This window comes from Prochlorococcus marinus str. MIT 9313, from assembly GCF_000011485.1.
GTDB classification, from domain to species: Bacteria; Cyanobacteriota; Cyanobacteriia; order PCC-6307; family Cyanobiaceae; genus Prochlorococcus; species Prochlorococcus marinus_D.
Map to the genome: position 1 here is coordinate 2,312,269 of NC_005071.1, position 12,310 is coordinate 2,324,578.

Annotated in this window: 12 protein-coding genes; 6 read left to right on the forward strand and 6 right to left on the reverse strand. The window is 52.0% G+C overall.

Features of this window, described 5'->3' with window-relative positions; all coding sequences use genetic code 11:
* The first annotated feature begins 16 nt into the window (after positions 1-16).
* Positions 17-1,726, forward strand: coding sequence for a BBE domain-containing protein (locus AKG35_RS11650; RefSeq protein WP_052646205.1), 1,710 nt, complete (start codon positions 17-19; stop codon positions 1,724-1,726).
* Between the two features lie 37 nt (positions 1,727-1,763).
* Here the strand turns inward: AKG35_RS11650 and AKG35_RS11655 are convergent, their stop codons facing one another.
* Genes AKG35_RS11655 through AKG35_RS11675 form a run of 5 tightly spaced genes read right to left on the reverse strand, consistent with a single transcriptional unit; the run spans position 1,764 to position 7,647 of the window.
* Positions 1,764-2,552: an ABC transporter permease gene (locus AKG35_RS11655; protein ID WP_011131552.1), complete on the reverse strand. Its 789-nt coding sequence runs from the start codon at positions 2,550-2,552 to the stop codon at positions 1,764-1,766.
* Between the two features lies 1 nt (position 2,553).
* A complete protein-coding gene (locus AKG35_RS11660; protein WP_011131553.1) occupies positions 2,554-3,351 on the reverse strand; it encodes an ABC transporter permease in 798 nt (265 codons plus the stop codon).
* Positions 3,348-4,325: an ABC transporter ATP-binding protein gene (locus tag AKG35_RS11665; protein WP_011131554.1), complete on the reverse strand. Its 978-nt coding sequence runs from the start codon at positions 4,323-4,325 to the stop codon at positions 3,348-3,350. Before AKG35_RS11665 ends, AKG35_RS11660 begins: the two co-directional genes overlap by 4 nt.
* Before the next feature lie 4 nt (positions 4,326-4,329).
* Positions 4,330-7,137: a valine--tRNA ligase gene (locus AKG35_RS11670; protein ID WP_419177146.1), complete on the reverse strand. Its 2,808-nt coding sequence runs from the start codon at positions 7,135-7,137 to the stop codon at positions 4,330-4,332.
* A 60-nt stretch (positions 7,138-7,197) separates the two neighbouring features.
* Complete coding sequence (locus tag AKG35_RS11675; RefSeq protein WP_011131556.1) at positions 7,198-7,647, reverse strand: hypothetical protein; 450 nt, start codon at positions 7,645-7,647, stop codon at positions 7,198-7,200.
* A 58-nt stretch (positions 7,648-7,705) separates the two neighbouring features.
* Here AKG35_RS11675 and AKG35_RS11680 point away from each other — a divergent pair, with 58 nt between their 5' ends.
* From AKG35_RS11680 to AKG35_RS11700, 3 genes are all read left to right on the forward strand, one after another.
* Positions 7,706-7,963, forward strand: a complete 258-nt coding sequence (locus tag AKG35_RS11680; RefSeq protein ID WP_041384786.1) for a hypothetical protein — start codon at positions 7,706-7,708, stop codon at positions 7,961-7,963.
* A gap of 878 nt (positions 7,964-8,841) precedes the next feature.
* Positions 8,842-9,171: a hypothetical protein gene (locus AKG35_RS11695; protein ID WP_011131558.1), complete on the forward strand. Its 330-nt coding sequence runs from the start codon at positions 8,842-8,844 to the stop codon at positions 9,169-9,171.
* Positions 9,172-9,306: 135 nt separating this feature from the next.
* The gene (locus AKG35_RS11700) at positions 9,307-9,672 is read left to right on the forward strand and encodes a 2Fe-2S iron-sulfur cluster-binding protein (RefSeq protein ID WP_011131559.1); all 366 of its coding nucleotides are present in this window, start codon (positions 9,307-9,309) and stop codon (positions 9,670-9,672) included.
* Positions 9,673-9,772: 100 nt separating this feature from the next.
* On the opposite strand, the gene acsF is transcribed toward AKG35_RS11700, so the two are convergent.
* A complete protein-coding gene (acsF, locus tag AKG35_RS11705) occupies positions 9,773-10,822 on the reverse strand; it encodes a magnesium-protoporphyrin IX monomethyl ester (oxidative) cyclase (RefSeq protein ID WP_011131560.1) in 1,050 nt (349 codons plus the stop codon).
* Between the two features lie 326 nt (positions 10,823-11,148).
* Between acsF and AKG35_RS11710 the strand changes: the two genes are divergently transcribed.
* Both AKG35_RS11710 and AKG35_RS11715 read left to right on the forward strand, forming a co-directional pair.
* A complete protein-coding gene (locus AKG35_RS11710) occupies positions 11,149-11,454 on the forward strand; it encodes an ArsR/SmtB family transcription factor (RefSeq protein WP_011131561.1) in 306 nt (101 codons plus the stop codon).
* Positions 11,454-12,116 carry a pentapeptide repeat-containing protein gene (locus AKG35_RS11715; RefSeq protein WP_041384793.1) on the forward strand — a complete coding sequence of 221 codons (663 nt, stop codon included), beginning with the start codon at positions 11,454-11,456 and terminating at the stop codon, positions 12,114-12,116. Before AKG35_RS11710 ends, AKG35_RS11715 begins: the two co-directional genes overlap by 1 nt.
* Positions 12,117-12,310 lie beyond the last annotated feature (194 nt).

Sequence of the window (12,310 nt, forward strand, 5' to 3'; positions counted from 1 at the left end):
TCATGCTGAGTTGGCGATGCGTCGGCGCAAACTTCTGCAGCAAGCCTCGTTGGCCACTCTCTCCGCCCTAGGCCTACCAGCACTTTGGCGACAAGCCAAAGCTAAAAACACAACAGCAGCCATCAAGGAGTTACAACGACGCCTCGGCACTCGACTGATCAGGCCCAAACTTCCCTGGGCAAACCTACTAGCGAAAACCCCAGTCCCCGTGGAACTCAAAAATCCCTGGGCACTGAGCAGCCAAGCTGGTGGCACTCAATCAACCGGCATGGTGGGCGCCTGGACCGCCCAAGCCAGTCATAACGCTGTGCGTGTTGGCAGCAAAGCAGACGTTGCCACTGCTGTAGATGTGGCCCGACTCCACAACTTGCGCTTAGTGATCAAAGGCATGGGTGGCGATTACTTCGGACGCTCGAGCGGACCGCCAAACTCCCTGCTGATCTGGACCCATGACCTCAACGCAATCACAACACATCAAAGCTTCACCCCAGAAGGTGCTCCTGCTTCTCAGCCACCAGTCACTGCCCTCACCGTCAGCGCTGGCAATGCCTGGCTCCACGCCTATCAAGCAGCAACTGCCGCCGGGCTCTATGTGCAGGGCGGAGGGTGCACAACCGTAGGAGCATGTGGAGGCTTTAGCCAAGGAGGTGGCTTTGGTAGCTACTCCAAACGCTTCGGCAGTGGAGCTGCCGGTGTGCTGCAAATGGAGGTCGTGACCGCCGATGGTCAGTTGCGTACCGTCAACGCCTTCCAAGAACCAGACCTCTGCTGGGCCCTAAAAGGTGGAGGTGGTGGCACCTACGGAGTCGTAGTCAGCCAAACTTTGCTCGCCCATCCGATACCTCGACTCGATGGCTGGATCTCCGGCTGGATAGAAGCAAGCGACGATGGCGCCCTTGAAGAGTTACTGACGAATTACCTAGAACTGGTTCAAAAGTCCCTGATCAATCCCAACTGGGGAGAAGGTGTCGTGATTGAGCCAGGCCAAAGACGTCTACAGATGATGACGTCATTTATCGACCTCGAGGCCAACGAAGCTGAAGCCATCTGGACACCCTTACTAAAGCAATTGAAAAGCAAGCCACATGCCTTCGACGTTCAAGTCCATTTCCATGCCGTGCCGTTTGAGAACAAATGGCGACCTCAAGCAGATGCTGTGCATTGGGATCGCCGAGATGGGGCACCATCAGGACAATTCTGGTGGAAAGGAAACCAAAATGAAGTAGGTGCTTACTGGGGTGGCTACCAGGGCCGAGGTGTACCCATGAGTGCTCTAGAAGGCGAATCACTACACCGATTAGCGAAAGCATTCGTAAGCGCAAGCCGCACCAGTTTCTTACTGTTCCAGACCAGCAAAGGCCTCGCTGGAATCTCTCCGGAAGCTGAATCCCGTCAGCGACAAACGTCAATGAACCCGGCTGTACTCAATGATGCCGGCTACGTCACACTCGCAAATTGGACGCAATACCGCTACCCGGGCATCAGCGGCCATCAGCCAAACCCAAGAGAAAGCCTCAAGCAACAACAGGATGTGGATCGTGCCATGGCCTTCATTCGCGCCGCCACCCCTGGCGGCAGCTCCTATGTGAATGAAGGGAATTTCTTCGAACCAAACTGGAAGCAGGAGTTCTGGGGCCCGAACTACGAGCGCCTTCTGGGTATCAAGCGACGTTACGACCCAACCAATCTTTTCCGAGTACACCATGGGGTCGGAAGCGACACCTAAATCCAAGCCTCAAACCAATGCCCACCAGCAAGACACATCAACTCGAAGCTGATGTGTAATAGCGCAAAGCGAACAACCAAAAAGCCCGGCTTCCAACAAAAAAAATCACAGCCAAAAACATTCCCAAAGCCAACATCGGCATGGCCGCACGACCAAGAATGACCTCTGCTGGAACCGTGGTCAAAAAAGCAACCGGTAACACCAACGTGAACACCAAGCGCAGAGTCGGTGGATAAGCACTCACTGGGAACCGACCGGAAGCCAGCACGGCCCGTAGCACTTCAGTGGCATTCCAGGTCTTCACGAACCAGATGCTCGTGGCAGCAATCACAAACCACAGGGCATAGAGAATCACACCGCCTACACAAAGCATCAAAACAGCGACCAATACTGTGCCAAGGCTGAAAGATGCGCCTGCCCGGGATGCAGCCCAGACGATCAAAACCAACCCCAACCCCATTTCCGGAAGGCCCGCCGGCGCCATGATGCGTAGCGAGACCCAAAACTGGCTGTCGATCGGCTTCAACAGCACAAAATCCAAAGTGCCCTCACGCACGTGGGTGACAATCGCACCGAGGTTTGGTCGTAGCCAGGTGCTGGAAACACCATCCAAAAAGGTGTAAATGCCCTGAACCACAAGGGCAGCTTCCCAACTCCAACCACCCAGATCTCGCCCCTGTCCAAAGAACACAGACAGCACAAAGATGCTGCCAGCCAAACTGCCGACCATGGCCAGCAAATCGATCAGCATGTTGGCCTGATACTCCAACTGCCCAGCCAATGCCGTGCCCCAAAAACGCTTCAAGCTGAGCAAGTAGCGCCCCATCTCAAGCACCCATCGCTGTATAGCGACGCACCCCAGCGCGCCAAACAATTACCACCAACGGCAGCAACAGCATCAACCAAAACAACTGAGCCGCAAAGCCAGCAACAAAATCAACAGGCAAACCCGCCAGAACCCGTGCCGGAAAATCAATCAGATAGGGAAACGGTGTCCAGAAACAAACCGTTCGCGCCACATCTGGGAAGGCAGCAATAGGGACCAACCAACCAGAGCAATAGAGATATGGAATCAACAGCAAGCGCTCTAAAGCACTAGCCTTCTCACTCCAAAAACAGAGTGCGGCAATCAAACTCTGTAGCAAAAAATTGATACTAAAAGCCAGCAAGATGGCCAGACAAGTCAACAAGAACTGGCCAAGCGACGGTAACCAAAAAGACGTTGGATAAAGCAAGAAAAAAATGGCTGCAATGCCAATAGAAAAAGGAAAACGAGTGACTCGTTCAGCCACATGAGCAGCCACATAACGCCAAAGTGGATGCAGAGGCTGGAGCAAAAAGGGAGATAAACGCCCGAGCAAGGCATCCTCCTCAAAGGCAAAAACCACCCAAACCACTGAAAACTGACGCACCATGAAGACGCTGAGGTAATAACGGGCCAAGCCCACCCCCTTGAAGCCAAATGCCGCTCCAGCGTCACTTTGACTCCAAAGGCTCAACATGATGAAAGGCAGCACACCCGAGAGAGCCCAAAGAGCAATCTCAGCGCGATACTGAACCATGTTGGCGTGCTGAGAAGCCAACAAGGCCCTCACCACCGGCCAAGACAGGCCAGCAATCTTCATACAACCCTCCCCTTACGGAACAGGCTGCCAATCAATTCATCGATCGGTGGATCATTAACTTCAAGATCTAAAACATCAAAATTGGCCAGCAGACGTGCCACAACCTCAGTGAGCTCACTGCGTGAAACCAGAAGACGCACGGCTCGATCATCCAGTGCTTCCAACTCGCCATAACCGACGAAGTCTTCCGGGGAAGCTGACCGATTGAGCTCAAGACGAACCTGACGGAAGGGAGACAGGCTCGTGGCTAATGCATCAAGGCCACCATCGTGAATGAGCTCTCCTTGATGAATCAATAACACCCTCGAACACAAAGCAGTGATGTCGGCCATGTAGTGACTTGTCAGCAACACCGTTGCGCCCGTTTGACGGTTGTACTCGGCCAGGAAACTACGCACCCTCGCCTGAGCATTCACATCCAAGCCAAGGGTCGGTTCATCAAGAAAAAGCACCGAGGGACGATGCAATAGGGCCGCTAATAACTCAGCCTTCATGCGCTGTCCAAGGGACAACTTACGCACCGGGCGGGTGAGCTCTTCTGCGATCTCCAACATCTCCGCCAACTCATTAATGCGGGATCGGGCCTCCTTCTCTCCAATGCCATAGACCGCAGCATTGACCGAGAGCGAATCGAGTGGCGGCAAGTCCCAGATCAGCTGCTGCTTCTGACCCATCACCAAAGTGATCTGCTTGAGAAAAGCAGCCTGACGTCGCTGAGGCACATAACCAGCGACATGCACCCTTCCTGCGCTGGGATGAATTAAGCCGCAAAGCATTTTCAAGGTGGTGGTTTTTCCCGCACCGTTGGCACCAAGGAAGCCCACCATTTCCCCTGGCTGGATGCTGAAGCTCACATCACGAACCGCTTGAACATCATGAGTCTTGCGGCGAAAAAAATGGTTGAGCGTGCCAACAAAACCAGGACTTTTATCCGCGACTTGATAGGTCTTACTGAGCTGCTCTACCTCAATCACCACCTCAGCCCAAATCGGACAACCGCTGACGCGCAAGCTCAGCCTGAGCCTCAGCCTCAGCAAGGTTGGATTGGCATTCCTCAACGACGTTCGGCGGAGCTTTGATTGCGAAATTCGGATTGGCCAAGCGACCCGCCAGACCAGCAATCTCTTTCTCTGCCTTAGCTAAATCCTTCTCCAAGCGACCCCTAAGAGCATCCAGATCCACCAATCCATCGATGGGCAGCAGCACTTGCAACTCCCCACTAACACCGGCTAAGCAGCGCTGCGTCAGATCAGCACTGGTCGCCACCACCACGCTCTCAGCACGCGTGAGAGCTGTGATATCCGCAGTCGCCTGCTCTAACAAAGCCGCCAGCTCAGGGCGGCCTGTAATGAATTGAACCGGCACCGTTTGAGCTGGCTTCAGACCAGCAACTGCACGCAAGTTACGCACCACCCGGATGGCCTCAATCAGCTCAGTAAACGACAGCTCAAGAGCGTCATCAAGAAATGATTTATTGCTTGCTGGCCAGCTTTGCAAAGCCAGAAAAGTATCTTTGGGCGCACCAGTTAACCCATGCCAAAGTTCCTCGCTCAAATGAGGCATTAATGGGTGAAGCATCACCAATAGATCAGCAAGCACCTTGGCCAACACCTGACGAGCTGTGCACTGATCCGCCAGAACTTCACCACTGGCATCTTCACCCGGATGTAGCCGTCGTTTACTCAGCTCTAAATACCAGTCGCAAATATCGTTCCAAGCGAACTCATAAAGGCATTTAGCCGCCTCACCAAGGCGATAACTGTCGTAGCGCTCAACAACATCGCGATTCATGCGAGCTAGGCGAGAAAGAATCCAACGATCCGCAAGTTGCAAGCTCGCGGGATCAGGCTCACCAAGCGACGCCGGCGTCTCTCCACCCAGATTCATCAGGGCAAAACGAGTGGCATTCCAGAGCTTATTAGCGAAGTTCCGGGCCGCCTCCACTGTCGCGGAGGTGTCGCTCTTACGGTCGTAATCCAAGCGGATGTCTTGACCAGCTCCGGCAACTTCACGCACCAGAGCAAAGCGCAAAGCATCGGTGCCATAACGCTCGATTAGCAACAACGGATCAATACCATTGCCGGCGCTTTTGCTCATCTTGCGATTCTGCTCATCCCGCACCAAGCCATGGATATAGACGTCTGCGAACGGCATGCGACCGGTAAAAGCACCAGCCATCATCGTCATCCTCGCCACCCAGAAAAAGATGATGTCGAAGCCTGTGACCAAAGTGCTGGTGGGATACCAACATTCAAGGTCTGCACTCTCTTGATCAGGCCAGCCCATGGTGGAGAAGGGCCAAAGACCACTGGAAAACCAGGTATCAAGAACATCTTCATCCTGCTGGATGACCACAGCCTCTCCAAACTGATCACGAGCTTGCTGCCATGCCTCCTCCTCCGAGCGAGCCACCAGATAAGGAGTGGCATCGGTCAACTGATCGTCAGTCTCACTGACAACAAACCAGGCAGGAATGCGATGGCCCCACCACAGCTGCCGGCTGATGCACCAATCACGAATCTCAGTGAGCCAATCGCGATAGACCTTTTGCCAACGATTGGGTACGAAGCGGGGTGCTCCATGATCCAGACACTCATGGCAACGGGCCGCTAGAGGTTCCATACGCACAAACCACTGAGTGGAAAGCAAAGGCTCCACCGGCACCTTGCCCCGGTCGGAATAAGGAACGCTATGGCGATGGGGCTCCACTTTCACCAATAGGCCCTCCTCCTGCAAGGCCGCCACCACTGCCTTGCGGGCCTCAAAGCGATCCAGCCCCTCAAAACGACCGGCATGACCATTCATGCTTCCGTTTTTGTTCATCACCGTGATCTGAGGCAAGTCGTGCCGCCGTCCAATCGCAAAATCGTTGGGGTCATGGGCGGGTGTCACCTTGACGCAACCAGTCCCAAAATCCTGATCCACATGATCATCAGCAATCACGGGAATCTCTCGCCCCAGCAGGGGCAATATGAGGGTTTGACCCACCAAATGGCGATAACGCTCGTCGGCCGGATTCACCGCAACAGCCACATCGCCAAGCATGGTTTCAGGGCGAGTTGTGGCCACTTCAAGATGCGTAGTGCCATCAGCGGCTGGGCCACCCGTTAGGGGATAGCGCAAGTGCCACAAATGACCATCGACTTCCTTCATCTCAACCTCCAAATCGCTCACTGCCGATCCGGAAGCCGGGCACCAATTCACGAGGTACTCACCTCGATAGATCAAGCCCTGCTCATGTAAGCGAACAAAAGCTTCACGAACAGCCGCACTGAGACCTTCATCCAAAGTGAAGCGCTGACGCTGCCAGTCAACCGAGTAACCCAAGCGGCGAAGCTGATCAACAATCCGCCCACCGCTTTCCTCCTTCCAGGCCCAGGCACGTTCAAGAAAGGCCTCCCGGCCTAAGTCATAACGACTGATCGCTTCAGCTTTTAGCTGCTTTTCAAGAATGGTCTGCACAGCAATCGATGCGTGATCGGTCCCAGGCAGACAGAGCACATTTTTTCCTTGCAAGCGCTGAAAACGCACGATTGTGTCGATCAGAGCCGTATTGAAGGCATGCCCCATATGCAAACTGCCGGTCACGTTTGGGGGGGGGATCACCACCGAAAAAGGCTCGCCTGCAGCCTGTGGGTCAGGGTGAAAAACACCACTCTCCTCCCATGCGCACTGCCAGCGACTCTCCGTACCAGCTGGGTCATAGGTCTTAGCAAGGGCATCAGCCGCCTGAACAAAGGCTGGGTCTGCGGCGCTCAGCTCAGTCACGATGAAAGTGGACGGCATTCGAACCATGCTCGCAAAAGGCCGCGGCGCATCCATAACGGCTCGAAACCATCACCCGCATCACTGAGAAACTTTCCAAGGAATAGCGACTAGCGCATCAAGCCTTTGCCAGCGACTGCGGTCGGAATCAACCCTTTCCAGCAACCCCACCTGATCCAATGCCCTGGAAGCCTGCTGGGGTGTCACTACGGCCCCAGGTGCTATAGGCATCACCAGCACTTGGGGCTCAGCTGGATCAGCCATCAGCTGCAATTCGAGATCCTCCAAGGTTCGTTCGTAAAACAACCCGCGCAAGCGACCCGTCAACCTTGGGCCCAGAGCCTCGGCAAATAACTCAAGGCTCTCGCGCTCTCCCGACAACCCACAGTTGAGCGCCATCCAGATCAGCAACTTGGCCCAACTATCCACCGTCCAGAGGGGCTGAAAGCTATCCCGGTGCTGCCGCACCAGCTCAGCCAAAGCAAAATCAACCAATTTGCCCTGAAACAGAATTGCTTGGGAATCGTCCATGGCAGACATCCTCTCCTCCAGCAGGCAGACTGATGAGGTGTCTAATCCGGCAGGGCCCATGACCCTGGATCTGAACGATCCCGAACTCGAATTTTCGAATTTGGTGGATGCCTACATCACGTGGGTATTGGCCGTGATCAATGATGAAAAGCTCGACTCTGAGGATCAGCTGCTCACTGATGAGATCTCTGAAGATGCACTCAATGCGATGCGCTTTCTTCCAGGAGACGTGACCAGCGCCATTGAAACCAGCCTGGCGCGCGTCTATGACGTTGATGCAGAAGAACTCGCCAACCTGCTTTTCCCAGAAGACTGAACTTGATCGCTGATCCCCTGAGCTGCTCATGAGCTGCCTAGGAAGCATTCCTTAGATCTTCTTCACTGATCGATGAGGCATGGTTCCTCTGGATGCCAGATCCCCCAAGCAGACATAGCACTTGCTGGCACCTCCATAGAGCAGATGATGAGATGGGCAAAGTTAAGGCAACGAAGCTGGCAAGGTCAGCACATTCGATCAGGACCATTCAGGTATGGCAGCATCGGCTGGCTGAACACACTGGACGCACTCGCTTGAGAGCAAAGGGGACATCTCAGGAGAAGCTTTTCAAAAACCAGATCTCAAAACTTGAGCTCTAGGAATAGTGTCCAGCAACGAATCAGGACAAATCAAGACTGATACAACGGCCTGGTCGCAAGCAATCGCAAGGATCGTTGGGAGGTGTTCGCTCAGTGATCACAGCTCATCTACAAAACTCAGAGCGATTTCCAAGATTGGCAAACCCGCCACAATCACCCACGTTTAGGCAAGAACCAAGGCAACTCTTGCAAAAAGGAACAATGGCCCAACAACAAACCGCATCAATCCTCAATATTTGGCGCGAAAAAGTAGGCAACATGAAGACATTGCCTGGCGGTGCTGCTCTTAGCAAGTAGAGCTAACAGGATCGACTAACAAGCTGAAAACAGTGTGATTGATGGCTTCAGATTCCGTTCAAGCGCAATATCAGTGCAATCGTCTTGAACAATCAGCCACGAAGAGCACACAACCAAACTGAAGAAGGCAAAGGCGAAAACCTATAAAACAATCAAAGCACCGCCCTGGCATTGCCACTAAAGGCTGAGCTCCATCCTGCAAAGACAAAACAACTTGGCGTATAAGATTGATTTAAAGGATTTCTCTAAGCACTTTTCGCCATGTCAGAGACCCAAGCTCTCTACGTACTATTGGCCCCTACCGGCCAACTGACCGGCAATGGGCAATTACGAGAAACAATTCGCGAACGTCGGAAGCGCAATGGCGACGATGTAGCTTTTTGGTATCTTTCTCCTGAACTGGTTCAGAAATTCAATCTGCCTGGAACAGGGGTGGAAGCAGTGGTTGCCAACGAACTCACAGCAATCAATTGGCTGAAAATGCGCTTTGGTGGTGAGAGTTGCAGCATTCAACTAGATGTTGATCAATTACATGAACATGCAAGTTCATTACCACCGGCACCAACAAATAGGGATCTTAGTGTTCAATAAATAATTGCACTGGCAGTTGATACGGGTGATCAATCAACACCAAGCCAACACTACAAACACATCTGCTAGCGAAGAATTAAAAAAATACCTATCCTTACTACATTGAAAAAACACTTTCACATTCTTGCTACTCATATGACATCCCTTCACAAGATCACAATCCACCACCGCCAAGCAGGCCGCACAATTACTTTTGATGTGCCAGATGGGGAATATATTCTGCGCTCTTTCGAGTCACGTGGAGAGCAGCTGCCTTTTTCATGCAGAAATGGCTGTTGCACAACATGCGCCGTAAGAATTTTATCTGGCGAGATGGATCAAACGGCTGGTATTGGCCTTTCAAAAGAAATGCGCGACAAAGGATATGGGCTGCTTTGCGTGGCAAGAGCAACTGGAGATCTAGAAGTTGAGACTCAGGATGAGGATGAGGTCTACGAAATGCAGTTCGGCAAAGATTTGGGGAGCATTAAATCTAAAGCAGGCAGCCCTTTTGATCTATAAACACACTCAAGCAAAACAAAAAAGCCTACAGAAATATAACTTGTGCTGTACGCTGACGAAAACTCTAAGGATTTCATCAAGTCTTCTTCAGCAGACGAATTTATCCATAGCGAACTGCATTTGTTTTCTGCATTGGCAATGCGAACTGCCTAAGAATCAGTGAAACAAACTTACTAAGAGCTACCGGCTTAGCCAAGCCAGAGCTTTCCCTCCAATTACGAAATGCCTTCAAGATCTGCACACGCATCTCAAGGAATTTGCCATCATCGAAGTTGTAAACCCAAGGGAATGCATTGCGAGAAGTGTTATTGGTTTGAATGATCACCTCCTCATCAAAAAGGACAGGGTCGATACCCAAAAGACCGTAGAAATCACCCCGCTCGCAAACAGTGAGTGTGTGAGTAAGGAAAACACTCCAAAGGAAAAAGCGGCTTAGCAGTTTGCCTCGGAAACCTTTGGTCATTCCTGGCCAGCAACGCATCATCAGATTGATGCAATCACCATGACGATTTTCGTCCTGACACCATGGCTCAAAAAAGTCAAATAAAGGCGCACATACCTTCTCTGGATTATCATTCAAGTGACGGTTAATCAAGATATAACGCCAATAGCCAATCTTCTCAGAAAGATATAAGGAGTAGAGTACCCAGCTGAGCGGAAAAAATGTGGCCGCTCTTTTGTTACCTAAGTTTGGCAAGTCAACATTAATTCCTTCTGCCTTTAATGCCCTACCAAGAAAACCTGCATGACGAGCTTCATCCCTTGCTAAAAATGTAAAAAACTGCCCCAATTCCTGACGACCTGCTTTCTTGAATCTATTTGAGATCTCCTTAAAGAGTAAAAATCCAGAAAACTCTGAGACAACAGAGCGAACCAAATAGCTCTCATAAATAGCCTTGTCCTCAGGAGAGAGTTCAGAAAGGCGCTCTAGAGAAGCCTTGCGATCAAAATGTTTCAGATTGTAGTCTGCTTCCATCTCTTTAAACATCGCCTCAAAATCTTTGCGGGCGATGTCAAGATCAGTTTTGGCTGCCTTATCGAATTCTGTGGTGTAAAAACGCGGAGTCAGGAGGTTGTCATCAAGGTGTGGTGGTAGTTCATTCCTCCCTCCTCCTCTCATGGTAGGGGCAGTAGCAGTAGTGGCCGTCATCACCTTGCTCTAACTGGCAAGTGATCATAAGGCCTTTGCTTTAAAAATCGTCCTTTTCCTTAGGCAATCGCAAAATACACCGAGTATCCAAATCACAACGCAGGAACATAAGCAGCCTGGATACAGCCAATCGCGCCCAAGAACCCGCAAGATCTAGAGGCCTCAAGACTGATCAGCAATCCTGTAACTACAAGCCTGCAGGGGCTTCGGCCCAGACAGCAATCCAGCAAGGACGCTAAAGCTAATATAACGCTATTGCGTTAATATACCTCATCAAGTCTCAGCAGGTCACGCTAAGTTTATTCTGTTTTATACAAGTTGTTGATATGGAGCTCCTCGCCGAGTACTTCAAAGTGTTCTCAGAGCCCAATCGCCTGGCAGTTCTTGAAGCACTCAGGAGCGGGCCTCTCAACGTAACCGCCGTTGTTGAAAAAACTGACCTAAGCCAGGCCCTGGTATCGAAACACCTGAAGCTGCTGACCATCGCTGGAGTGGTGCATCGCCGCCCCGAAGGGTCCCTCGTGTACTACGAGGTGATGGACAAGGCTGTCTTCAAACTGATTAGCCAGGCGCAAAAACTGATCATGACCGCCCGCCGCCAACAGCTCGACGAACTCTCCTCCATCATTTGATGGAGGAGATCCCTTCCCTTAGCCCACAAAACCTCGACCAATTACGACAAGCCCTTGCTGATGGCAAGCGTTGTTTTCCAGGCCTTCACCTCATTCAAGTCGATGGTCTTGATCTATCAAGCTGCGAACTCACCGACAGCTGTTTCAAGGAAGCCCGCTTTGGTCATGCCCAGCTAAGTAATGCCAACGTCCAGGGCTGCTGTTTTCAAGAAGCCTTGCTATGGGGGGCAGATCTTTCCAATCTTCAAGCTCAGCAATCGTTTTGGCACGAAGCTGACCTCTCCGGATCCCGTATGCAAAAAGCAGACTTCAGCGAGGCTGTCATGCATCGCTGTTGCTTAAGAGGCGTGATTGCTGCCAGCAGCAGATGGCATCACACCCGGCTAGTCGAGGCAGATTTCCGTTCAGGACTCGATCAACTCACTGACCTAGGCAAAGCAGATTTCAACAACGCAGACCTTAGTTATGCCCTGCTACAGAGAGCCAATCTGCACGGAGCCAACCTGCTTGGCTGCTGCCTCTACGGCACATCCTTTAGCGAAGCCGATCTACGCAAAGCGGACCTACGTGGATGCGATCTGAGAAACAGCAAGCTAGAAGGAGCCCAGCTGGAGGGCGCCCGCCTTGAAGGAGCCCTGCTACCCAAAGGCCTAAAACCTTAAAACTCAAAACCAATCAATCCATTGCTAAGCCCATGGCAAGGCGCTGATGCTGATCTTCATTAGCCCTGCCAATGCAGATCTTTCAAAACCGCTACTGAAAGGATTAAGCCTCAGCAGTAAGACACCCTGCTAAACAGATAGAACATCAAGCAGCGGGCCCAAGCGGCATTGGCTAAGAATCCTCTTAACCCCAT

Bases quoted from the DNA above. Each gene is read 5' to 3' on its own strand.
- AKG35_RS11650 (WP_052646205.1), top strand. From the start codon at position 17: ATGCGTCGGCGCAAACTTCTGCAGCAAGCCTCGTTGGCCACTCTCTCC.
- AKG35_RS11655 (WP_011131552.1), bottom strand. From the start codon at position 2,552: ATGGGGCGCTACTTGCTCAGCTTGAAGCGTTTTTGGGGCACGGCATTG.
- AKG35_RS11660 (WP_011131553.1), bottom strand. From the start codon at position 3,351: ATGAAGATTGCTGGCCTGTCTTGGCCGGTGGTGAGGGCCTTGTTGGCT.
- AKG35_RS11670 (WP_419177146.1), bottom strand. From the start codon at position 7,137: ATGCCGTCCACTTTCATCGTGACTGAGCTGAGCGCCGCAGACCCAGCC.
- AKG35_RS11675 (WP_011131556.1), bottom strand. From the start codon at position 7,647: ATGGACGATTCCCAAGCAATTCTGTTTCAGGGCAAATTGGTTGATTTT.
- AKG35_RS11680 (WP_041384786.1), top strand. From the start codon at position 7,706: ATGACCCTGGATCTGAACGATCCCGAACTCGAATTTTCGAATTTGGTG.
- AKG35_RS11695 (WP_011131558.1), top strand. From the start codon at position 8,842: ATGTCAGAGACCCAAGCTCTCTACGTACTATTGGCCCCTACCGGCCAA.
- AKG35_RS11700 (WP_011131559.1), top strand. From the start codon at position 9,307: ATGACATCCCTTCACAAGATCACAATCCACCACCGCCAAGCAGGCCGC.
- acsF (WP_011131560.1), bottom strand. From the start codon at position 10,822: ATGACGGCCACTACTGCTACTGCCCCTACCATGAGAGGAGGAGGGAGG.
- AKG35_RS11710 (WP_011131561.1), top strand. From the start codon at position 11,149: ATGGAGCTCCTCGCCGAGTACTTCAAAGTGTTCTCAGAGCCCAATCGC.
- AKG35_RS11715 (WP_041384793.1), top strand. From the start codon at position 11,454: ATGGAGGAGATCCCTTCCCTTAGCCCACAAAACCTCGACCAATTACGA.